Below are 22,555 nucleotides of genomic sequence, written 5' to 3' on the forward strand. Positions count from 1 at the left end.
TGCCGAAGATAGTTCGCTGGAAACGGCGCGTGAAAATAGGTAGTCGCCGACTTAAACAGAAAGCTCTGAGAGAAATCTCAGGGCTTTTTTGTTGCACAAAAATATGGAGCGGATTTTGGTCGAAATGATAACAGGACAGGACTTGACAAAAATACTACTATGCAATACAATATAGATAAGCTACTATGTATTACATAATAGGCAAAAGGAGGTATCCAGTGGAAAACAACACACAATTGCTCAAGGGCGTTTTGGAATTCTGTGTTCTGAAATTCATTAGCAGAGAGCCGACCTATGGCTATGAGATCGTGATGCATCTAAAACAGGTCGGGTTTTCTGACTTGAGTGAAAGCACGCTTTATCCGCTGCTGCTGCGGCTGGAGCAGCAAGGAAAGGTTACAGTAGAACGCAGACCTTCCCCTAAGGGGCCGAGCCGGAAATATTATATTGTAACTGAAGAAGGTCGAAAGGCACTTCTTGAGTTTCGGCAGGATTGGTATCAGCTCTGCCAGCTGGTGGAGAAAATTTTTAAGGAGGAGCCATATGAATAAGTATTTTGCGTTGCGAAAGGCAAATCGGATGCGTACAAAGCTGCTGAACGAAAAAAGCCAGGAGCAGCTGAAAGAAGTGATCCGGTATCTTCGCCGGGTCAGCTGGGATTTCTGCGGCATTGAACTTGTGTGCAGCGATCTGCTTGATATTTCCATCCAAGCCAATGCAGAAAATCAGGAACTGTTCGATTCGATTTCGGATGCAAAAACCTTTGTAGAGGAGGTCAAGCCATGTTTGAAAACACTGAGAGCTGCGGATTACTTCTGGTTTGTTGCACCGCTGTATTTCTTCTTTGAGTGGGGCGTGGAAGAGCTGCTGCTTTACCCGGTAATTGGTGATTGGGTTTTTGAACTTTCTGTAGGCTATCTGATGCAGCTTGTTGTTGCAGTGACGGTTTTTTGCGCACTGTTCCGCCGGATGATGGAGCAGGTAGGCTTTCCGCCACGAGAGCATTGGCTGAAATATGCTACATGGCTGGTGCTTTATATCGTGACTCTGTATGGAACGGGCTGGTTCTTTACCCAGATCGCGGGTAAGATCGTACTGCTGCGGCTTCCGATCCTTAGCTATTCGATTTTTTGCCTGCTTCTGGGTGCAGGACTGTATGCAATACATTTTTGGAGATATGGAAAAGACCCGCGTCTGAGTGCTCGCATATAAAGTAAAAAGCGCCCCCGCTGCACTGTGCATAACGGTGCAGCGGGGGCGCATACTTTATTGGGTGGTGTACCGGTCAGGATACGAGCTTCCGCTTAGCCCTTGCCTGCGCAGCCGAACAGCTCGATCTTCTCCTTGCACTTGGCCTCGATGGCCTTTGCGCCGGGAGCCAGCAGCTTGCGGGGGTCGAAGCCCTTGCCCTGCTGATCCTTGCCCTCTTCGATGTACTTGCGGGTGGCCTCAGCAAACACCAGCTGGCACTCGGTGTTGATGTTGATCTTGGAAACGCCCAGGCTGATTGCCTTTGCGATCATCTCGTCGGGGATGCCGGTGCCGCCGTGCAGAACCAGAGGAATGTTATTGGTGGCCTTGTGGATGCGGTCCAGAGCCTCGAAGTCCAGACCCTTCCAGTTTGCGGGGTAGACACCATGGATGTTGCCGATGCCGGCAGCCAGGAAGTCAATGCCCAGAGCAGTGATCTTTGCGCACTCTTCGGGGTCTGCAATCTCGCCGGCACCCACGACGCCGTCCTCGACACCGCCGATGGAACCGACCTCGGCCTCGATGCTCAGGCCCTTAGCGTGTGCCAGAGCAACCAGCTCCTTGGTCTTTTCCACATTCTCCTCGATGGAGTAGTGGCTGCCATCGAACATGATGGAAGAGAAGCCGGCCTCGATGCAGGCCTTGCAGCCCTCATAGGTGCCGTGATCCAGATGCAGGGCAACGGGAACGGTGATGCCCATGGAATCGACCATTGCGCTGACCATGGCAGCGACGGTCTTGAAACCGGTCATGTACTTGCCGGCACCCTCGGAAACACCCAGAATCACAGGGCTCTTCATTTCCTCGCAGGCGGTCAGAACGGACTTGGTCCACTCCAGATTGTTGATGTTGAACTGAGGCACACCGTAGTGGCCATCACGTGCTTTGATCAGCATTTCGGTTGCATTTACCAACATTATTCATTACCTCCACAAAATCATTGGGGTCTTGCTCGTTTCATATCCGCTTTGTGCACGGTTTAACGAACCTACAGAATTAGTATACCCCAAACAGCGGCCAAAATCAATCCAAACCGGTGTTTTTCCTGTAACAATGCGGGGATTCTGTTTCTGGCAGGGTGCAGGGGGTTACTGCCAGAAGCGCGTATATTCGATAGAATGCAACAAATTTCCATATAATGTGCAATAAGCGGCCGAAAGACAGAAAGCTTGATGAAGGACGGATTTTCAACACAGATCCACATTCGTCAAAATGATATTGGGCAATTTGGCAAAAGCGGACAGGATGCAGTTCAAAAAATTGTCATATTTCCGACTTGTATTCTACAAATTGTACGCAGGAAATCAAAAAAGGTCGAACCAAAAAGTGGAAAACCTTGTGGAAAGTGTGGAATTCCACAGGCAAAACAGGCTTTAAAGCTGGACTTTTGAACTTTCTCCACAGGGTTTTCAACATGTGGAAAAATAATCGCTCTTCTACGGATTGTATACCGCGTTTTTGTGGAAAACTTTTTTCTCCGGCAAAACAGAGGGATATCTACCCAGCAGCCGGGTAAAGCTGATGCAGGGCGGCAGAACATTTCTGCAAAAAAGCGGAAACGGTCTCCGGCACCACGAACAGAAAAACTTTTGCAGGACGCGGATAAAAAACGGTAATTTGCTGGCAAACAAGGTCGGCTTATGCTATACTTCAAGATGAGTTATCATCTTCAGATTATACCGGTGCGCGGCCCAGAGTGCGGCGCGCCTTTTGGAGGGTGTGCACAGCACCTTCCGGTGATACAACGGAAGGAGAAAATCATCATGGAAGAAAAGAACCAGCCGCGCCGTCCGCGCCGCAGCCCGGAAGAGCCGCTGCAGAAGAACGAGAGCCTTGTTTATGGCAAAAATCCGGTGACCGAACTGCTGAAAAGCGGTTCCGGCGTGGACACCGTGCTCATTGCTGAGGGCATGGCTCCGGCCGTGGCGGCTTACTATACCGCATTGGCAAAGGAAGCGGGTGCCACGGTGAAGCGGGTGCACCCCAACAAGCTGCGCCTGATGACCGGCACCGAGAGCCATCAGGGTGTGGCGGCATTTGCCAGCGAGATCGAATACGTGACGGTAGACGACCTGATGGCAGCAGCCAAGGACAAGGGCGAGGCACCTTTTCTGGTGCTGAGCGATGGCATTGAAGACCCGCACAATCTGGGTGCCGTGATGCGCAGTGCTCTGCTGTGCGGTGCGCATGGCATCGTGATTCCAAAGCGCGGCGGCGCATCGGTCACGCCTACCGTCATCAAGTCCAGCGCAGGTGCCGCAGAACGCCTGCCGGTGGCTCGTGTGGCCAACATCGGCGAGACCATCCGCCGCCTGAAGGAGCAGGGTGTGTTCGTCTACTGCGCCGATATGGACGGCGTGTCTCTGCGCAGGAACAACCTGACCGGCCCCATTGCACTGGTGCTGGGCAGCGAGGGCAGCGGTGTTTCGCAGCTGGTGAAAAAGCTGTGCGACGGCGTGGTGCGGCTGGATATGGCAGCACCGGGCACCGGTGTGGACAGCTACAACGTGTCGGTGGCTGCGGGCATTATTCTGTACGAGATCCAGTCCCAGCGCGCAGCACAGCAGGCATGATCCGGCATTCGGGCCGGAACCTCAATTTGAATTACAGGAGGGACTAGAATGCCGAAAGATAAAAATAATGGCCGGGAAATGACCCCGGATGAAAAGTTCCGCTCCTTTTTCAGCACCACGGCGGTGGATATCCCGGAGGAGATGACCCGGAGGGACGAAAACCAGCCGGAGGAAAAGCCGCAGAAACGGTTTGGCCTGTTTGGCCGTGGTAAGGAAAAGCAGGAGACTGACGAAGCTGCAGCAGAGCAGCCGCAGGAAATGCCCACCGGTGAGGTGCGGCTGGGTGAAGATGCGCAGCCGGAACCGGAAGCGGATCTGGAACTGATGCTGAAGCCGGAGGCAGACCCGGAACAGGAACTGGCCCCGTGGCCTTTTCTGGAAAAGGAAGCAGAGGATGCACAGCCGGAAGCACCCGCCAAAAAGCCGGAGGAAAAATCTGCACCGCAAACGGCGGAACCCCCGGCGGCAGTGAAGCCGGAAACACCCCGGCAGAGCGCTGTCCCGGCGGCAAGACCCGCAGAGCAGCACAGCACGGCAAAGCCTCTCCGGCACCCCAAGAATGCGCCGGAGGTGCTGCTGCCGCAGGAAGAGCAGGAGCAGCAGGAGATGGCACAGCTCAAGGCGATGATCAACGGCCTGAGCGACCAGAAGCCGGAAAAGCCTGCACCGAGAGCCGAAGCAGCCCCGGCAGCAGAAACTGAACCGGCTGAAAGCAAAAAGAAACCGTCCGGTGCACCGCTGCCCGCGGCTGTGTTTGCAGCGGTAAAGGAGACGGCACCGGAGCTGCAGCCGGAACCTGTGCCGCAGCCGGAAAAAACGGAGCAGCCGGAAAAGCAGCCGGTGGCCGATTTCTTTGGCAAGGCGCAGAGCGAGGACGCACCGCAGGCACCTTTGGCCCCGGCAGAGGAGCCTGCCGCAAAAGAGGACACCATGAGCCTGCCGCTGCTGCCGCTGGACGGTGAAGAGCCGCAGCAGGCACCGGAGAAGGCACCCGCTGCGCCACAGCCGGAACTGAAAGCTGAGGCGGAGGACGCGGTGTCTCCGGAGGAACATGCTGAAACGGAGCTGCCCGAGCCGGAGGCCACGGCGGATAAGCTGCACCGCATGAGCGCAGAGCTGACGCTGCGCTGCGTGCTGGGCGGCATTCTGACTGTGGTGCTGCTGCATTTTGGTTTGGTGTCGGATGGGCTGCTGCCCGCCATGGCGGCGCTGGACCCGGATGCTGCCCCGGCGGCATTCTATGCTGCAAACCTGCTGCTGCTGGCAGCAAGCCTGTGCGTGGGCTTCCCGGTGCTGCGCGACGGCCTGAACGGCCTGCGCGGACGGTCTTCTTCCGAGACGATGCCGGCGCTGGCCGCAGTGGCAGCGCTGGTGCAGGCGGTCACAGCCATGCTGAACGCAAATGTTTACCGCGGCACCACCGGCATCTCGCTGCTCAGCGGCATGGCCGCGCTGGGGCTGTTCCTTGCGCTGCTGGGCAGCCGGGTGATGCTGGCTGCTGTCAAGGGCGGCTATGAGCTGGTGACCAATGGTGTGGAGTTCGAGGGCGCTTACCGCGCCAAGGACAAAGACCTACTGCGCGCCCTTGCACGGGATCTGGAACAGAAGGACCCCTGGGTGCTGCTGAGCCGCCCGATGAAGGAAGCTGACGGCTTTGTGGAGCAGAGCTTGAGTGAACGCGCAAGCGAGCGCCGTGCCCGCAAAGTTTCGTACATCCTGCTGGGCGTTGCCCTGCTCAGCGGCGTGCTGTTCCTGCTGGCAGGTGCCGGCTGGAACAAAGCGGCGGCTGCCATGGCCGCTGTGCTGTGCATGGGCGCACCGCTTTCTTCTACCCTGATCGCGGGCGTTGCCTCGCTACGGCTGCAGCGTGCGGCTGCGGCTGTGGGCGCAGTCGTGCCCGGTTGGCAGGCCATTGAGCAGCTGGGCGGCATTGATACGCTGCAGATCGATGCAGACGACCTGTTCACCGCCGACAGCGCACAGCTGGAGGATATCCGCATCTTCAAGGGCGGCCGCATCGACCGCGCCATCCTGTACGCGGCCAGCGTGTTGAACGAGAGCCACGGCACCCTGAAGGGGCTGTTCCGCCAGATCGTTGAGGAACGCACAGACATCCTGTTCCCGGTCAAGGATCTGGAGCAGCACCATGGGCTGGGCTTTTCCGCCTGGTGCGATAACAACCGCATCCACATTGGTACCCGCCGCTATCTGGAGCAGGAGGGCGTGCCACTGCCGGACGAGGAATACGAGATGCAGCACTCGAAGAACGGCGAGCTGCAAATTTTGTATCTGGCTGTGTCCGGCAACCTGCACGCTATGTTCGTGCTGAAATATGTGGGCGGGCGCAATGTGGCCCGCGGCCTTGCCGTGCTGCAAAAGGAGAACATCCGCCTGCTGGTCACATGCCAGGACCCCAGTCTGACTGCACACCACATTACCGAAGCATACCGCCTGCCGGAAGGCATGATCACCGTGCTGGATCAGGAGCAGTGCAACGCCATCAAGGCCGCACCGGAAGACCCGGAGGACACCTGCTGCATGATCCATCTCAAGGCGTTTGCCAGCCTGACCGGCGGCCTGCAGGCTGCGGATCAGGCCCAGAATGCCGAGAGCAGCGCCACCACGGTACAGATGGTCTCGGTGCTATTCTCCATTATCATTGCAGCGCTGCTCACCAGTGCAGGCAGCATCTGGGAGCTTTCGGTGGCAACGGTGCTGATGTATCAGGCAGCGTGGAGCGCCCTGAGCATTGCTGTGTGTGCACTGAAACAGCATAACTGAGAAAAATTCTCATAATAAATAGGAATTATTCTTGATTTCCATCAAATAATATGGTATACTCTGTTCAGAACCTGAGCCGCAGGCGAAAAAATTACCGCCGGGCTGGATGATAGAGCCGGGATCGGTCGATCCTGACAGAAGATCCGTTTTTGAAAGGAGAGCATCATGGAACTGAAGGGTACCAAAACCGAGAAAAATCTGATGGAAGCGTTTGCAGGCGAGAGCCAGGCACGCAACAAGTACACCTTCTTTGCCAGCATGGCAAAAAAAGAAGGCTACGAGCAGCTGGCCGCGATCTTTGAGGAGACCGCCGGCAATGAGAAGGAGCACGCAAAGATCTGGTTCAAGCTGCTGTGCGGCGGCGCGATCCCCGATACCCTGACTTGTCTGGACATGGCAGCAGGCGGTGAGCACGATGAGTGGACCGAGATGTACCCCCGCATGGCCAAGGAGGCCAAAGAAGAGGGCTTCCCTCAGATCGCAGCACTGTTCACCATGGTGGCACAGATCGAGAAGGAGCACGAGGAGCGCTACCGTGCGCTGGCCGAAAACCTGAAAAACAACAAGGTCTTTGCCCGCGAGGAGCAGCAGGTATGGCAGTGCCGGAACTGCGGCTACACCTATATCGGCAAGTCCGCACCGCTCAAGTGCCCGGTGTGCGCACATCCGCAGAGCTACTTTGAGCTGAAAAAGATCAACTACTAAGCTGAAAATTCAAAAGCAGAACAGCGCCGCCGCATCCGGTTTGCCGGGTGCGGCGGCGTTTTGTACAAAATTGAAAAGCGGATTTTATTATTCTCCACAAAATAAGGCTCAGCTGCCCGGCAGAATGGGCAAAAAACTTGACCCGGTTTTGCACTGCGTGTAAAATAATACGGAGACAGGAATATTTAAAGGATCTTGCAGCAAAGCAGGCGGGGAGGGCAAAGCCCATGAAGCAGGGGTTCAAAGCGTGTGTTTGTGCAGTGGTGCTGTGCGCAGAACTGTTTGCAGCCGGGGCCTTGTCGGCCTATGCTGCGCAGGAGCAGCCGCTGCCGGACAGCGGCATGACATTGGACACTGCCGAACTGACGCTGGATATCACCGAAGGAGACCCGGCCCCGGTGGCCTACCTGAATGTGCAGGCACCCAACGACTACTTCTTTCTGATCTGGACTTCCAGTGATCCGGCAGTGGCATCGGTGGACGGCACTGGCAAGGTGACCGGCCATGCCGAGGGCACTGCGGCCGTCACGGCCCGCAATGAGCGCGGCGAAAAGACCACCTGTACCATCACGGTGCGCAAAAGCACAGCCAGCCGCCTGGTGCTGAACACCAGCGATCTGACGCTTACCATTACAGAGCAGGAGCCTGTCCCGACGAAACAGCTGAAGCTGGAACAGAACAAAGGCGGGTTTACCTATGTGCGGCAGTGGGTCAGCAGCAACCCGGCGGTGGCATCGGTAAGCACAAACGGTACCGTAAAGGCGCAGGGGTCCGGCAAGGCCGTCATCAGCGCACTGACCACAGCCGGGCAGGTGCTGCGCTGCACGGTAACGGTCACATCGGAGATCGGACGGGTGCAGATGAGCAAAAACGCCATGCTGCTGCAGGCAGTGGGAGCCAGTCAGAAGCTGACCGCGCAGGCTGCAGGCGCCAAAAACGGAACGATGACATGGATCAGCAGCAATCCGGGCGTGGCAACTGTGAGTGCGGATGGCATGGTAACGGCGGTGGGCGACGGTGAAACGATGATCCTTGCCGTTACACCGGAGGGTCGTGCCGATGCCTGCTATGTGGCCGTGGGAGCGGCGGCGTGGCGGTTCCGCTCGGAGGACGAACTTACCGAAACGCTGACCCTGACCGGCCAGCTGCCCTATTCGGATGGAAAGTAAAAAGAAAAATGGGAGCGTTCTGTGCAGCAGGATGCTCCCATTTTTTCAAAACCCGCTGGGCAGAAAGATCATCGTTCCCCGGGCAGACCACGCCATCCGCTGGGCCATGCAGCCGGGCGCACCGGCCAGCAGAAACAGGGCTAGTGCGGCGAGCAGCAGCACCCATCCAAGGCCGCTGTGCGGCCTGCCGGAAAAAGGATCCCCTTTTTTGCGTCTCATCCCGCTGCCCCCTTTTTGCTGTGCTGGGCCATCCTATGCGCCGCAGGCACTGATTGTGCAACCGGCCCGGCTGTGGTACAATAAAACCTTAAGAGATACATTGTACAGGGAGAACGATCTTTATGCTTACCATCACACTGCTGGGCACCGCTGCTACCATGCCGCTGCCGGACCGGGCACTCTCGGCGGCGTTTGCTGCCTGCGGCGGCCACGGCCTGCTGTGGGACTGCGGCGAGGGCACGCAGGCGGCAGCGCGCCGTGCGGGCGTGAACCTGATGCGGGCAGATGCCATCTGCCTGACCCACTACCATGGCGACCACATCTTTGGTCTGCCGGGCCTTTTGCAGACTCTGGGGGCGCAGGGCCGCACAAGGCCGCTTGCGCTGCTGGGTCCGGAGGGCCTGCCGGATATCTGGGCGGCGGTGCGGGCACTGACCGGCCCGCTGCCCTATCCGGTGAAGCCGCAGGTGCTTATGCCGGGCCAGCCGCTGGCGCTGGATGCGCTGAGCGAGGGCTGGCCTGCCGGTGCGCGGCTGGTGCCGTTTGCCACAAAGCACCGGGTAAAAAGCTTTGGCTACCGGCTGGAGCTGCCCCGTGCAGGCAAATTTTCGCCGGAGCAGGCCCAGGCGTTGGGGGTGCCGGTGCAGCAATGGAAGCTGCTGCAGAAAGGGCAGAGCGTTGCCGTGGAGGGCAGAACGGTGCAGCCTGCGCAGGTGCTGGGCACCCCGCGCAAGGGGTTGAGCGTGGTATTTTCCGGCGATACGGCCCCCTGCCCGTATTATTTGCAGGCGGCGCATGACGCAGACCTGCTGATATGCGATGCCACCTATGCCCTTCCGGAGCAGGAAGACCAGGCCCGTCAGTGGGGGCACAGCACCTTTGGGCAGAGCGCATCCCTTGCCGCGCAGGCGAGGGCAAAGCGGCTTTGGCTGACCCATTATTCCCCCATGATCACCGACCCGGAGGAGTATGCCGCGCAGGCACAGAGCATCTTCCCGGCGGCGGAGTGCGGCTTTGACGGCAAAAGCATCACCCTGCAGTACGAGGAGGCACAGCCATGACCATCCGGATGGACGAGGGTGCGGCAGAGCTGCTGGACACCCTGCACAGGGCGGGCTATGCAGCCTACGTGGTGGGCGGCTGCGTGCGGGACAGTCTGCTGGGCCTTACACCGCACGACTGGGACCTGTGCACCGGTGCTCTGCCGCAGCAGGTGATGGAGCTGTTCGGCGCGCAGCGGTGCATCCCCACCGGCCTGCAGCACGGCACGGTAACGGTGAAGCAGAGCGGTGCCCTTTACGAGATCACCACCTTCCGTACAGAAGGCACCTACACAGATGGCCGCCACCCGGACGAGGTGCACTTTGTACCGGATGTGCGGGAGGATCTGGCCCGGCGGGATCTTACCATCAACGCCATGGCCTACAATGAAAAAGAGGGCCTTGTGGACCCCTTTGGCGGGCAGGCCGACCTGCAAAGCGGCATCGTACGGGCGGTGGGTGTGCCCCGCCAGCGGTTTACCGAGGACGCGCTGCGCATCCTGCGGCTATACCGCTTCGCAGCCCGGTTTGGCTTTGCCATCGACCCGCCCACAGCGCAGGCGGCACAGGAGCTGTGTGCCCATCTGGACTGCGTATCGGTGGAGCGCATCGAGGAAGAGCTTGCAAAACTGCTGAGCGCACCCGCCCCTGCGGCATATCTTGACGAAAAAATACTCGGTGTTGTTTTGCCTGAGCTTTCACCGGAGGCACTGGCGGCGGCAAAGCCGGTGGTGGATGCCTGCCCGGCGGGTGCAGAAAACCTGCCCATCCGGCTGGCGGCGCTGCTGCTGAGCCTTGGCGAGGACGGCACCCGCCGCACCCTCAGGCGCCTGCGCTGCTCCAATGCCTGTATTGAGGAAACGGCGGTGCTGGTGCGGGAAGCCAGAAGGCGTGACGGTAGCTTTCTCTTCGGACACGAGTACGGGTTGCGGCACCCAGCGGATGCTTCGTGCTTTGAGCAGCACTCGCATCCTGCTGGCCGCTGCCCCAACAGCAACTCCTTGTTTCCGCCGCAGGCGGCAGTCGTTGCCGTTGCAGGCCATTCCATCGCCCGCCCTATTGCCTTCGGCAACAGGGTCCCACCCCAGCGGACGGTCCTCAGAGAAACTACCGTCACACCCGACTTTACTATCTACGCCCGCCGACTACTGGGCAAATATAACTTGTGTACCGTGCAGCGTTTGGCAGCACTGGGCACAGCCCTGCAGCCGGAACACGCGGCTGATTTTGCTGCACTTTCCGAATTGGCCGAACAATTGGACGCGGACGGCGTATGCTGCCGCGTCAGCCAGCTGGCTGTGAATGGCCGCGACCTGATGGCGGCAGGCGTCCCGGCGGGGCCGGGCATCCGCAAAGTGCTGGAAGCGCTGCTGGACAGTGTGATCCGGGAAGAATATCCCAACGAGCGGCAAGCCCTGCTGGCCGCAGTGCAGCAGCTCGCTGCGTCTTGACAAGCTCTTTTTTCAGAGTTACTATTATACTACTGTTTTAGTGTGTTGAATGCACCAAAGGAGAACTTATGACCACACAGACCCCTGATTCAAAGCCGCGTGCCCTCATTGCCATGAGCGGCGGCGTGGACAGCTCGGTGGCGGCATGGCTCATGCAGCAGGCAGGCTATGACTGCACCGGCATCACCATGCGGCTCACCCGCAACGAAACGCTGGGACAGTCCGGCTTTCACACCTGCTGCTCGGAAAAGGACATCGAGGACGCGGCAGAGGTGGCGTATGCCATGGATATCCCGTACGAGGTGCTGGATTTCACGTCCGACTTCCGGGAACAGATCATTGAAAAATTCGTCCGCGTGTATGAGGCGGGCGGCACGCCGAACCCCTGCATCGACTGCAATAAATATATGAAGTTCCGCCATCTGCTGGACTGGGCCCGGGCACACGGCATGGAGTATGTGGTCACGGGCCACTATGCCCGGGTGGAGCAGGACGAGGCCACCGGCCGTTTCCTGCTCAAAAAGGGGCTGGACGAGGGCAAGGACCAGAGCTACGTGCTCTACAACCTCACTCAGGAGCAGCTGGCGCATATCCGTCTGCCGCTGGGCGGCCTGCACAAGACTGAGGTGCGCGAGATCGCGGAGCAGCACAAATTCGTCAATGCCCGCAAGCACGACAGTCAGGACATCTGCTTCGTGCCGGATGGCGACTATGCCCGCTTTATGGAGGACTTCACCGGCAAACACTACCCAGCAGGTGATTTTCTGGACGAGAGCGGCAGGGTGGTGGGCACCCACAACGGCGCGGTGCGGTACACCATTGGCCAGCGCAAGGGGCTGGGCCTTGCCATGGGGGCACCTGTGTACGTCTGCGGCAAGGACATGCAGGCAAACACCGTCACGGTAGGGCCGGAGGAGATGCTGTTCGACCGCATCGTGTATGCGGACGAGGTGAACTGGATCGCCATTCCGGAGCTGACCGGACCGCTGCGGGTCACAGCCCGCACCCGGTACCATCAGGTGGAGCAGGCCGCCACCGTCTACCCGGCGGAGTGCGGCTTCCGGCTGGAATTTGACCAGCCCCAGCGCGCCCCTACGCCCGGTCAGGCCGTGGTGCTGTATCAGGGCGACACCGTGCTGGGCGGCGGCACCATTACGAGAGTGGAAAAGTAACAAGGAGAACAAAATGCAAAATCAGTATTCCCGCACGCAGTTGCTGCTGGGCGCGGAAGCTATGGAAAAACTGCACAATTCCCGCGTGGCGGTGTTCGGCATCGGCGGCGTGGGCGGCTACACGGTGGAAGCGCTGGCGCGCAGCGGCGTGGGGGCACTGGATCTGATCGATGACGATAAAGTCTGCCTGACCAATCTCAACCGCCAGATCATTGCCACCCGCAGTACGGTAGGACAATATAAAGTAGATGTGGCTGCGCAGCGCATCCACGACATTGACCCGGATATCAGGGTGACCACCCACCGGTGCTTCTTTGGCCCGGAAACACAGGACCAGTTCGACTTTACCCAGTACGACTATGTGGTGGATGCCATTGACACCGTCACCGGCAAGCTGGCCCTTGTGATGAAGTGCAAGGAGGTGGGCACTCCCATTATCTGCTCCATGGGCGCAGGCAACAAGATGGACCCGACCCGCTTTGAAGTGACCGATATCTACAAGACCTCGGTCTGCCCGCTGGCCAAGGTGATGCGCACCGAGTGCCGCAAGCGCAGGATCAAGCACCTGAAGGTGGTCTACTCCAAGGAGCCTGCCATGACCCCCATCGAGGATGACGACATCAGCTGCAAGTATCACTGCATCTGCCCTCCGGGCACCCAGCGCAAGTGCACCCAGCGCCGTTCGGTGCCGGGCTCCAATGCCTTTGTACCCTCGGTGGCCGGCCTGATCATCGGCGGCGAGGTGGTAAAAGACCTTGTGGGCTTTGTGCCAATGAAGGGGTAAAACAAAAGGCAGACTCCTGCTGTGTGGGACGATTTTGAATGCGCTCCGCGTTGCTTTGCGCATAAGCTAAGGAAATTATATTTTTGATTTTGGGGTCCAGAAACGCCTGCGGGTGTTTCTGGACCCCATTTTCATGGGCGGGGGTCGTGGAGGAAAGGCTTGTGCTTGCGGGCAGAACCCTCTCGGTCACGCCTGCGGCGTGCCAGCTCCTGAGAGGGTTCAGCCCGCTGAAAACAAGCAGAACGTTAACTCCGCCGCGCGAATGTTTCCACAGGAAACCAGCGCGGCAGCTTCCGCTTTCGGTTATGACTCCTCCCGTGAAAAGGCAATTCTGGAAAAGCCGCAGATTTTCCAGAATTGCGAAATAAAATAATAATTCCGCTGAAAATGGTCAGAGCATCAGCGGAGACCATTTGAAATCGTATTTTTTGCGATGCAGCGTTCCATAACATAAATTTGCAACTAATTTGCATTTTGGTATTGCAATTGGAGAGAATATCGTGTATAATCATCCCTGTTCAAAAATGCAACCAATTTGCAATTTACTAAAATGAAGCGACGAACGGTCGTTTTTAGGAGCGTATATGGAACTGTTTCTGGATGTTCTGGGCGAATCTCTGGTGGATACCGCCAAGATGTTGCCCTTCCTGTTTTTGGCTTATCTTCTGATTGAGTATATCGAGACCCGCCACGGTGAGCGCATTGAAGCACTGCTGGCAGGCGGCGGGCGCTGGGGCGCGATTCCGGGCGCGGTGCTGGGCTGTGTGCCGCAGTGCGGCTTCTCGGCCATTGCATCCAACTTCTACTCCTCCCGCGTCATCACGCTGGGCACCCTGATGGCCGTCTACCTTGCCACCAGCGACGAAGCCATCCCGCTGCTGGTATCCATGCCGGCCTACTGGGATAAGCTGGCTGTGCTCATGGTCATCAAGGTGGTATACGCCATTGTGGTGGGCTTTGTGCTGGATTTTGTGCTGCGCGGCGTGCTGCCCAAATCGCTGCGCGGCGGCTACACCGGCCATGCCGACGAGGTGGACTGTCACGAGGAGCACAGCGACGAAGAGGGTAAGCCCGCCCCCATCTGGAAAGCGGCCCTGCGCCACACGCTGGAGATCTTTGTGTTCATTTTTGCGTTCAGTCTGGTGTTCGGCCTGATCGTGGAAGGCGTGGGCGAAGATGTGTTTGCAGACCTTCTGGGCAGCATGGGCTTCTTCCAGCCGGTAGTGGCCGCACTGGTGGGCCTGATCCCCAACTGCGCCGCCAGCGTGCTGCTGACCCAGCTGTATGTGGAGGGTGCTCTGCGCTTTTCCAGTCTGGTGGCGGGCCTTTGCACCGGTGCAGGCGTGGGCCTTGCGGTGCTGTGGCGCACCAATCCTTCGTGGAAGCAGAACCTGTTCATCACCGGCCTGACATGGGGTGCAGGCGCATTCCTCGGCGTGGCAATGCAGGTGGTCGTGGCCGTGTTTGCGTGATCCCGAGAAGAAGCTGCAAAGAAAACGGCATCGTGAAACAAAATAAGGCTATTGCATGGAATTCTGTGCAGTAGCCTTATTTTTATGCCCAAATGCACCCCAATTTTAAAAAAGTATGGTATACTGGTACAAAACTCAGTTCCATAGGGGAGAATAGAATGCAATATAAGATTCTGGCAAGCGATTACGACAACACACTGGTGCCCTTTGGCGAGGGCAAGCCGCGTCAGAAGGTGGTAAAAGCCATCAAAAAGCTGCAGGCCGCAGGCGGCAGATTCGTGCTCAGCACCGGACGTGCGTATCCGTGCGTCAGCCTCAAGGGGCAGCTGGGCGGCATCCGGTTCGATTATGCCATCACCTGCAACGGTGCCTGCGTGGTGGACCGCGAGGGCCGCATCGTGGCCGAGCACCCGCTCACCGCTGAGGAAATGTACGCGCTGGTGGATTTCTGCGAGGATTATAACTATCCGCTGCAGTTCAATTTCAGGGATGCCTGCTACGCCTACTGCGAGTATGAATATCTGCACAGGGGCTATCAGCAGATGAACAGCATCGGGCTGGACTGTATGGACGGCGAAGATCAGGACCGCCACCTGATCGATATGCCCCACGCGGCCTTTGCGGCAGTGCCGCCGGAGCACGTGGCAGATTTTGCGGCAAAGTACGGCCATCTGGGCCTGCACTGGATGCAGGTGGGTGCGCAGAATGCCGACGGCCTGTGCTACTACGACATCGTGCGCGGTGGAATGGACAAAGGCGTGGGCCTTGCCGACCTGTGCGAAAAAATGGGCCTGACACTGGCCGATGCCGTGGCAGCAGGCGATTCTGCCAACGATGTGGCTATGCTGAAGGCAGCGGGCCTTGGCTGCTGCATGGCAAACGGCACGCCGGACGCAAAGGCTGCCGCCGACCGCATCATTGGCGATGTGCGGGAGGACGGCCTTGCCGACCTGATCGATGAGCTGTGGTTCGACGGCCCCAGAGCAGAGCCGTCCGGCCGCGACCTTGGCTCGCCTTGGGATAAAATTGAAAGTGCAGGCGGACAATGAGCTTTGAACCGGTGTATAACGAACACAGCCGGGCGCTGATCCTGGGCACATGGCCCAGCCCCAAAAGCCGCGAGATGGCCTTTTACTACGGCCACCCGCAGAACCGCTTCTGGCCCGTGCTGGCCGCGCTGACCGGTGAGCCGGTGCCTGCCCGTGAGGACATTGAAGCCAAAAAGCAAATCATCCTGCGCCATGGGCTGGCCCTCTGGGACACGCTGGAACGCTGCACCATCACCGGCGCAGCGGACGCTTCCATCAAGGATGCAGTGCCGAATGATATTGCCGCTCTGCTGGCAAAGGCACCCATCGAAGCAGTATTCTGCAACGGAGCCACCGCATACCGGATCTATACAAAGTATCTGCAGCCGGTGTCCGGCATTGCAGCGGTAAAGCTGCCCAGCACCAGCCCGGCAAACGCTGCCTGCCGCCCGGAAAAGCTGCGCGAAATCTGGGGCGCGGCCCTCTTGCCGTGGATCAATAAATGATGGCCAGGTTGTAAATTATCCGTGAAAGCCTTGCGTTTTTCGCGGGGTGCGGTATTATGGATGACATAAGGGGCAATGCCCCGGACAAGGAGAAGAAACATGAGCAAGATCATCCGCACCAGAAAGCCCAGCGTTCTGCCATTTTATGCAATGGCACTGGTCTTTTTGGTATTGTGCGCGGTACTGCCGGTGTATAAGCTGTGGGCGCTGCTGGCGGCGCTGGGCGGTGCATTTGTGGCCTTTGGTGCGGCACAGAAGGTCTGCCCGCCCCGGGTGGTGGAGCACGAAGTGCCTTTCCACACCGGTGTGGAGGATGTGGACGCGATGCTGACCGACATTCAGCAGAAACTGGATACCCTGCACACCCTCAACGAGCAGCTGCCGGACCCGCAGCTCTCTGCCGCCATGACCCGCATGGAAAAGGCGGGCCGCTCCATTGTGGAAGCGGTGGAAGCAAACCCGGAAAAGGCAAAGCAGGTGCGCAGGTTTGCAAACTATTACCTGCCGGATGCGGTGAACGTTCTGCAGCAGTATGCAAAGCTGGCAAAGCAGGGCGTGCGCGGCGAGAATGCCGCAGCCATCCGTACCGAGGTGGAGCACAATGCTGCTTCCATTGCCACGGCGTTTGAAAACCAGCTGGATGCCCTGTACGCCGCCGAGAGCATGGACCTTTCTGCAGATATCACGGTGCTGCAGAACATGCTCAAAGGGCAGGGCCTGAGCTAAAAAAGGTAAACGGTATTTGGAAAGGAAGGAATCTCTTATGGCTGATAATACATTCAACTTTGACCTCGATGCACCCGCAGTACCCACCCTGACGCTGGACCCCACCCCGGCAGAAGAGGAAAAGGCAGCACCCGCCCAGCAGGAAGCTGCCGCACCGGAGCAGCCGCAGGTGAACCTGACCCCGGAAGAACAGGCCATGGTGGATCAGTTTGCTGAAAAGATCGATATTACCAACAGCCAGCAGGTGCTGCAGTACGGTTCCGCCTGTCAGAAGAAGATTGGCGATTTCTCCGAGGCCGCCCTTTCCAAGGTGGCCACCAAGGATCTGGGCGAAGTGGGCGATATGATCACCAGCCTGATCGGTGAGCTGAAGAGCTTTGATGCAGGCGAGGAAGAAAAAAAGGGCATCCTCGGCTTCTTCAAGAAGAAGGGCGACCAGCTGGATGCCATGAAGATGAAGTACAACAAGGCCGAGACCAACGTGGAAAAGATCCAGTCCATGCTGGAGGGCCATCAGGTGCAGCTGCTCAAGGACATCGCCATGCTGGATAAGATGTATGATCTGAACATGGCCTACTTCAAGGAGCTGAGCATGTATATCCTTGCCGGCAAAAAGAAGCTGGCCGATGTGCGCGCAAACGAGCTGCAGCAGGCCATGGATAAGGCCAAGGTTTCCGGCCTGCCGGAGGATGCACAGGCGGCTCGTGATCTGGCCGACCAGTGCGAACGCTTTGAGAAGAAGCTCTATGATCTGGAGCTGACCCGCAACATCAGCCTGCAGATGGGGCCGCAGATCCGTCTGCTGCAGAACAACGACACCATGATGGCAGAGAAGATCCAGTCCACCATCGTCAACACCATCCCCCTGTGGAAGAACCAGATGGTGCTGGCACTGGGTCTGGCCCACAGCCAGCAGGCCATGCAGGCCGAGCGTGCCGTGACCGACATGACCAACGACCTGCTCAAGAAGAACGCCGAGGCCCTCAAGATGGGTACCATCGAGACCGCAAAGGAATCTCAGCGCGGTGTGGTGGACATCGAGACCCTGCAGCAGACCAACAAGAGCCTGATCGAGACGCTGGACGAGCTGAACAAGATCCAGAGCGAGGGCCGCGCAAAGCGCGCTGCCGCCGAGCAGGAGCTGAACCGCATCGAGGACGAACTGAAAGCAAAAATGATGGAGATCCGGAGCTGAGATGGCAAACGCAGATTTTTCGCAAAAACAGAACAGCACTTCCGGCGGTTTTGACGCGGGCAGCTACCGCGAACAAAAGCAGCCGGAGCAGGCCGTGCCGCTGACACCTCTGCAGCAGAAGCTGGCAGGGCTGGAAGCAAAGCTGCCCGCAGCCCTTTCCACCCGCGCAGCTGCACTGGCGCTGAGCGTGGTGGTGATGCTGGCGGCCTTTTTGGGCTTTGGCAGCGCCAAGCTGCGCAGCCGGTACAACGAAGTCCGCAAATGGTACACGGTGGGTGTGGCGGCAGACAACGGCTATAACCTCAACGAGGAGCTGACCACCCGCATGAACACGGCGGCAAACATCATCACCACCGCCAGCAGCACACTGGGAGCGGACAGTGCCGAGGTACAGGCCGCACAGAGCGCGCTGAGCGATTTTACCGCCTGTCTGGAAGCCGTGCAGAACGGCGGCAAAAGTCAGGCACTCACCTCGCTGCCCTATTATCAGGGCAGCACGATGCATGCGCTGTATCAGGCCAACGAGGTGCTGGGGTCGCGGATCGACCAGCTCTACGCAAAGCTGCAGGAGCAGGCCGCAGACCCCATGAAGATGGGCGCGGTGCAGGGCCAGTACGGCCAGTTCAACAGTGCGGCTACCATTATCGGCACCCTGAAATACAACGATGCCGTTTACGACTACCAGAAAGAGACCGGCGGCTTCCCGGCCAGCGTGCTGGGAGCCATTGCCGGTGTAAAGGAGGTTGAACCCTTCGCATGAAAAATTTTGCAAAACGCGTAAGCGCTCTGGTGCTGGCCCTTGTGGTGGGCGCAGCGGCCCTGTGCCCGGCGGCCCTTGCCGCCGCCAGCCTGCCGGACCTGCCCAAAGACGAATGTGTGGTGGATGATGCCAACATCCTGAGCGACAGCACTACCCAGACCATCGTTGATCTGAACAACCAGCTGCAGTCCAGCTGCAACGGAGCACAGATCGGCGTACTGACTGTAGATTATACGGGTAATTATTCCACTGAGGATTATGCAACACAGGCCTTCAACGCCTGGGGCATCGGCTCGGCTTCCGAGAACAACGGTGTGCTGATCCTGCTGGTGATGGAATCGCCCATCTACGAGGACGGCGATTACTACGTGACCTACGGCGACGGCTTCCGCAACACCACGCTGGAAAGTCAGGCCAGTGCCCTTGCTCAGACCATGGAAGGTGATTTTGTTAACCGCGATTACAGCGATGCAGTAATCACCTGTGCCAACAATGTGGCCGACACCATTGCAGACATCTACGGCGTCAGCCTTTCGGGCAATAATGGCAGCTATGCCCAGCCGGACGACGGCCCCACCACCTTTGAGGATGTCGTTCTGGGTATCGTGATCCTGTTCATGTCCCTGATGGTGATGCTGATCATCGTACTGTTCGTGTTCCGGGTGTTCATTGCACCCATCGGCCACGCAGCAGGCTGGAACTGGGGTCCCTTCGCATGGGGCTACATGGCAGGTTCGGCCCGTCGGCACCGTCCCGGCCCGCCGCCCCCTCCGGGCCCCGGCTTCGGCCCCGGATACGGCCCGGGCTATGGCCCCGGCCCCCGCAATGACCGGCCCCGCCCACCCCGGAACAATAACCGCCGTCCGCCCCGGCCTCCCATGGGCGGCAGCTTTGGCGGCGGGTCCTTCGGTGGCGGCAGCTTTGGCGGAGGCTCCTTTGGCGGCGGCTCGTTCGGTGGAATGGGCGGCGGCGGCAGCCACGGCGGCGGCGGTGGCCGCGGCCGTTAAAAACACAAAAACACGGAGAACTGCTGTGGGCGGTATGCCTGCGGCAGTTCTCTTTTTAGGTTTCAGGTGTGAAGGGAATTCATTTGACAAATCAACTTTATTAACCTATACTGAGAAACATGCATAATAAGCCAGAAATAAAGGCTCTGAGGGCGGAAAAGCCGCAGAGCAGGGAACGATAAAAATAGAGGGAGAAAACCATGCTGACTCTGGATAAGATCTACCATGCAGCCTTTGTGCTCAAGGATGTTGCCCGCAAGACCGACCTCATCGAGGCACCCAAGCTCTCCAAGGACTGCCAGCTGTACCTGAAAACCGAAAACCTGCAGGCCACCGGCAGCTTTAAGGTGCGCGGTGCTTACTATAAGATCAGCCAGCTTTCCGAGGAGGAGAGCGCCAAGGGCGTGATCGCCTGCTCTGCCGGCAACCACGCACAGGGCGTGGCGCTGGCTGCTACCCGTCGCGGCATCAAGAGCATCGTCTGTATGCCGGACGGTGCCCCCATCATGAAGGTGGAGAATACCAAGAATCTGGGCGCAGAGGTGTGTCTGGTGCCCGGCACCTACGATGATGCCCACGACAAGGCTGTGGAGCTGCAGGAAGAGACCGGCATGACCTTTATCCACCCCTATGACGATGAGCAGGTCATCGCGGGGCAGGGAACCATTGGTCTGGAAATTCTGGATCAGCTGCCGGATGTGGATGCGGTCGTTGTGCCGGTGGGCGGCGGCGGCCTGATCTCCGGCGTGGCCTTTGCCATCAAGAGTCTGCGCCCGGAGGTGAAGGTCTATGGCGTACAGGCCGAGGGTGCACCCAGCATGTACCGCAGCCTGCACGAGCATAAGTACCAGACCCTGAAAGCCGTTTCTACCTTTGCAGACGGCATTCAGGTCAAGACTCCCGGTGAGCTGACCTACCAGATCTGTGAGCAGTATGTGGACGACATCGTGACCGTGAGCGAGGATGAGACCGCTGCCGCCATCCTCTCGCTGATGGAGAACCAGAAGCTGGTTGCCGAGGGTGCCGGAGCCGTGCCGGTGGCTGCAGTGCTGTTCCACAAGCTGCCGGTCGAGGGCAAAAAGGTGGCCTGCGTCGTCTCCGGCGGCAACATCGATGTGAACATCCTCAACCGCGTGATCACCCGTGGTCTGGTCATGAGCGGCCGCAAGGCGAACATGACCATTGCGCTGGAGGACAAGCCCGGCCAGCTCAAGAAGGTGGCGGAGATCGTTTCCCGCTGCGGCAGCAATGTGGTGTCGGTGCAGCACGATGGCTCCGATCCCAACATGCCCATTTCCAGCTGCTTCCTCAAGCTCACTCTTGAGACCCGCGATGCCGAGCAGATCGAGCAGATCCGCGCAGAGCTTGCAAAAGAGGGTTTCCAGCTTGTGAGCGAAAGAGTATAATAGAAGAAAAAAGAAAGGAACGTTTTATCATGAAAGTCGTTTCCACTTCCAACGCACCCGCAGCCATCGGCCCTTACAGCCAGGCGATCGATCTGGGCAATATGGTGTTTGTTTCCGGCCAGATCCCGGTAGACCCTGCTACCGGCAAGATGGCCGATACGGTTGAAGAGCAGGCTGCACAGAGCCTTGCAAACCTCAAGGCCATTCTGGCCGAGGCTGGCCTTTCCATGGCAAATGTGGTCAAGACTGTCATTTTTCTGGCCGATATCAACGATTTTGCCGCTGTGAATGCCGTGTATGCCAAGGCCTTTGCTGAGCCATTCCCTGCCCGCAGCTGCGTGCAGGTGGCCGCCATCCCCAAGGGCGCAAAGCTGGAGATCGAGTGCATCGCCGTGCGCGAATGATCAGGCCTAAACACAAAAGGGGCTGTGCCGCTGGCACAGCCCCTTTTGCATGTATGAGGAAGAATGAGAAGAGCAATTACGGGCGCAGACCCATGCCGCCCTCCAGCGTGAGGGTCTCGCCGGACAGATACTTGAAGTCCGGCATGGCCAGCTGCACGCATACCCGGCCGATCTCGGTCTCGGGGTTGGCATAGTGGCCCATGGGCGGCATCTTGACGTTGGCTTTGAACGCATCCGGGTATGCCTGCTGGAACTGCTCCAGCTTGGCGGTCCAGGCCAGTGGGCAGATCACGTTGACATTGATGCCATCCTTGCCCCACTCAGTAGCGGCCACGCGGGACAGGCCGCGGATGCCCTCCTTGGCGGCAGCGTAGGAGCACTGGCCAAAGTTGCCAAACAAGCCTGCACCGGATGCAAAGTTGATCACGCTGCCCTTGGACTTGGCCAGATAGGGATAGCAGGCTTTCATATAGTAAAATGCAGCGTACAGGCCGGAATAAAGGGCAAGATCAAACTGCTCGGTGGTGTGCTCTGCCAGCGGCACGCCGGAAGCGGATGCCTGTGCGTTGTTCACCAGCACTTGAATGCTACCAAAGATATCCACAGCCTGATTGACGACATTTTGCACGGTGGCTTCGTTGTCGGTGCCTGCACACACATCTGCCTGCACCGGCAGAACGCGGATGCCATACTTGGCTTCCAGCTCGTTTTTTGCCTCTTCCAGTTTTTTTACATTACGGCCAGTGATGACCAGATTTGCGCCCTCTTTTGCAAAGGCGGTGGCAATGCCATAGCCGATGGAGCCGCAGCTGCCATCGGAAAGTACGGCGCGGCCTGCGCCGGTGATGATAGCGGTCTTACCCGTTAAAAAGCCCATAGTTGCCCTCCAGAAGCGCTCAGTTGATA

Annotated in this window: 24 protein-coding genes; 21 read left to right on the forward strand and 3 right to left on the reverse strand. The window is 58.5% G+C overall.

Features of this window, described 5'->3' with window-relative positions:
- Positions 1-218 precede the first annotated feature (218 nt).
- Both DWY76_RS10965 and DWY76_RS10970 read left to right on the forward strand, forming a co-directional pair.
- Positions 219-551 carry a PadR family transcriptional regulator gene (locus DWY76_RS10965; protein ID WP_120081349.1) on the forward strand — a complete coding sequence of 111 codons (333 nt, stop codon included), beginning with the start codon at positions 219-221 and terminating at the stop codon, positions 549-551.
- Positions 544-1,212, forward strand: coding sequence for a hypothetical protein (locus DWY76_RS10970; protein ID WP_120081350.1), 669 nt, complete (start codon positions 544-546; stop codon positions 1,210-1,212). Before DWY76_RS10965 ends, DWY76_RS10970 begins: the two co-directional genes overlap by 8 nt.
- Positions 1,213-1,304: 92 nt before the next feature.
- Here the strand turns inward: DWY76_RS10970 and fba are convergent, their stop codons facing one another.
- The gene (fba, locus tag DWY76_RS10975) at positions 1,305-2,168 is read right to left on the reverse strand and encodes a class II fructose-1,6-bisphosphate aldolase (RefSeq protein WP_005941384.1); all 864 of its coding nucleotides are present in this window, start codon (positions 2,166-2,168) and stop codon (positions 1,305-1,307) included.
- 255 nt (positions 2,169-2,423) lie between these two features.
- Here fba and DWY76_RS14085 point away from each other — a divergent pair, with 255 nt between their 5' ends.
- From DWY76_RS14085 to DWY76_RS10995, 5 genes are all read left to right on the forward strand, one after another.
- Positions 2,424-2,642, forward strand: coding sequence for a hypothetical protein (locus DWY76_RS14085; protein WP_143405472.1), 219 nt, complete (start codon positions 2,424-2,426; stop codon positions 2,640-2,642).
- Between the two features lie 249 nt (positions 2,643-2,891).
- Positions 2,892-3,824 carry a 23S rRNA (guanosine(2251)-2'-O)-methyltransferase RlmB gene (gene rlmB, locus DWY76_RS10980; RefSeq protein ID WP_120081351.1) on the forward strand — a complete coding sequence of 311 codons (933 nt, stop codon included), beginning with the start codon at positions 2,892-2,894 and terminating at the stop codon, positions 3,822-3,824.
- A 48-nt stretch (positions 3,825-3,872) separates the two neighbouring features.
- Positions 3,873-6,605, forward strand: coding sequence for a cell envelope biogenesis protein OmpA (locus tag DWY76_RS10985; RefSeq protein ID WP_120081352.1), 2,733 nt, complete (start codon positions 3,873-3,875; stop codon positions 6,603-6,605).
- 165 nt (positions 6,606-6,770) lie between these two features.
- Positions 6,771-7,310 carry a rubrerythrin gene (rbr, locus tag DWY76_RS10990; RefSeq protein WP_005941401.1) on the forward strand — a complete coding sequence of 180 codons (540 nt, stop codon included), beginning with the start codon at positions 6,771-6,773 and terminating at the stop codon, positions 7,308-7,310.
- 227 nt (positions 7,311-7,537) lie between these two features.
- Positions 7,538-8,479 carry an Ig-like domain-containing protein gene (locus DWY76_RS10995; RefSeq protein WP_120081353.1) on the forward strand — a complete coding sequence of 314 codons (942 nt, stop codon included), beginning with the start codon at positions 7,538-7,540 and terminating at the stop codon, positions 8,477-8,479.
- Between the two features lie 45 nt (positions 8,480-8,524).
- Here the strand turns inward: DWY76_RS10995 and DWY76_RS14090 are convergent, their stop codons facing one another.
- On the reverse strand, positions 8,525-8,698 hold the full coding sequence (locus tag DWY76_RS14090; protein ID WP_154255902.1) for a hypothetical protein: 174 nt from the start codon (positions 8,696-8,698) through the stop codon (positions 8,525-8,527).
- A gap of 122 nt (positions 8,699-8,820) precedes the next feature.
- On the opposite strand from DWY76_RS14090, the gene DWY76_RS11000 reads away from it, so the two are divergent.
- From DWY76_RS11000 to DWY76_RS11060, 14 genes are all read left to right on the forward strand, one after another.
- Positions 8,821-9,759 (forward strand): ribonuclease Z, encoded by a 939-nt coding sequence (locus DWY76_RS11000; protein WP_120081354.1) that lies wholly within the window; start codon positions 8,821-8,823, stop codon positions 9,757-9,759.
- Positions 9,756-11,189, forward strand: a complete 1,434-nt coding sequence (locus DWY76_RS11005) for a tRNA nucleotidyltransferase (protein WP_120081355.1) — start codon at positions 9,756-9,758, stop codon at positions 11,187-11,189. Before DWY76_RS11000 ends, DWY76_RS11005 begins: the two co-directional genes overlap by 4 nt.
- Before the next feature lie 68 nt (positions 11,190-11,257).
- Positions 11,258-12,361 carry a tRNA 2-thiouridine(34) synthase MnmA gene (gene mnmA, locus DWY76_RS11010; RefSeq protein ID WP_120081356.1) on the forward strand — a complete coding sequence of 368 codons (1,104 nt, stop codon included), beginning with the start codon at positions 11,258-11,260 and terminating at the stop codon, positions 12,359-12,361.
- Positions 12,362-12,374: 13 nt separating this feature from the next.
- Positions 12,375-13,145 (forward strand): tRNA threonylcarbamoyladenosine dehydratase, encoded by a 771-nt coding sequence (locus DWY76_RS11015; RefSeq protein WP_097774042.1) that lies wholly within the window; start codon positions 12,375-12,377, stop codon positions 13,143-13,145.
- 112 nt (positions 13,146-13,257) lie between these two features.
- Complete coding sequence (locus DWY76_RS14245) at positions 13,258-13,518, forward strand: hypothetical protein (protein WP_207665850.1); 261 nt, start codon at positions 13,258-13,260, stop codon at positions 13,516-13,518.
- A gap of 211 nt (positions 13,519-13,729) precedes the next feature.
- Positions 13,730-14,617 (forward strand): putative manganese transporter, encoded by an 888-nt coding sequence (locus DWY76_RS11020; RefSeq protein WP_005941425.1) that lies wholly within the window; start codon positions 13,730-13,732, stop codon positions 14,615-14,617.
- Positions 14,618-14,775: 158 nt separating this feature from the next.
- The gene (locus tag DWY76_RS11025) at positions 14,776-15,666 is read left to right on the forward strand and encodes an HAD family hydrolase (RefSeq protein ID WP_165852629.1); all 891 of its coding nucleotides are present in this window, start codon (positions 14,776-14,778) and stop codon (positions 15,664-15,666) included.
- The gene (locus tag DWY76_RS11030; protein WP_120020958.1) at positions 15,663-16,151 is read left to right on the forward strand and encodes a DNA-deoxyinosine glycosylase; all 489 of its coding nucleotides are present in this window, start codon (positions 15,663-15,665) and stop codon (positions 16,149-16,151) included. The genes DWY76_RS11025 and DWY76_RS11030 overlap by 4 nt, the downstream gene beginning before the upstream one ends.
- A 99-nt stretch (positions 16,152-16,250) precedes the next feature.
- Positions 16,251-16,877: a 5-bromo-4-chloroindolyl phosphate hydrolysis family protein gene (locus DWY76_RS11035; protein WP_005941432.1), complete on the forward strand. Its 627-nt coding sequence runs from the start codon at positions 16,251-16,253 to the stop codon at positions 16,875-16,877.
- 37 nt (positions 16,878-16,914) lie between these two features.
- Positions 16,915-18,072 (forward strand): toxic anion resistance protein, encoded by a 1,158-nt coding sequence (locus DWY76_RS11040; protein WP_097776719.1) that lies wholly within the window; start codon positions 16,915-16,917, stop codon positions 18,070-18,072.
- Position 18,073: 1 nt separating this feature from the next.
- A complete protein-coding gene (locus tag DWY76_RS11045) occupies positions 18,074-18,832 on the forward strand; it encodes a LemA (protein ID WP_120020960.1) in 759 nt (252 codons plus the stop codon).
- Positions 18,829-19,839: a TPM domain-containing protein gene (locus DWY76_RS11050; protein ID WP_120081358.1), complete on the forward strand. Its 1,011-nt coding sequence runs from the start codon at positions 18,829-18,831 to the stop codon at positions 19,837-19,839. Before DWY76_RS11045 ends, DWY76_RS11050 begins: the two co-directional genes overlap by 4 nt.
- A gap of 200 nt (positions 19,840-20,039) precedes the next feature.
- Positions 20,040-21,245, forward strand: coding sequence for a threonine ammonia-lyase (gene ilvA / locus DWY76_RS11055; protein WP_005942203.1), 1,206 nt, complete (start codon positions 20,040-20,042; stop codon positions 21,243-21,245).
- 29 nt (positions 21,246-21,274) lie between these two features.
- The gene (locus DWY76_RS11060; protein ID WP_097774035.1) at positions 21,275-21,649 is read left to right on the forward strand and encodes a RidA family protein; all 375 of its coding nucleotides are present in this window, start codon (positions 21,275-21,277) and stop codon (positions 21,647-21,649) included.
- 76 nt (positions 21,650-21,725) lie between these two features.
- Here DWY76_RS11060 and DWY76_RS11065 read toward each other — a convergent pair whose 3' ends face one another.
- Entirely contained in the window at positions 21,726-22,526 is an 801-nt protein-coding gene (locus tag DWY76_RS11065; RefSeq protein ID WP_120081359.1) for an SDR family oxidoreductase, read from the reverse strand.
- Between the last annotated feature and the right edge of the window lie 29 nt (positions 22,527-22,555).

Source organism: Faecalibacterium sp. AF27-11BH (assembly GCF_003603005.1).
Lineage (GTDB): Bacteria > Bacillota > Clostridia > Oscillospirales > Ruminococcaceae > Faecalibacterium > Faecalibacterium taiwanense.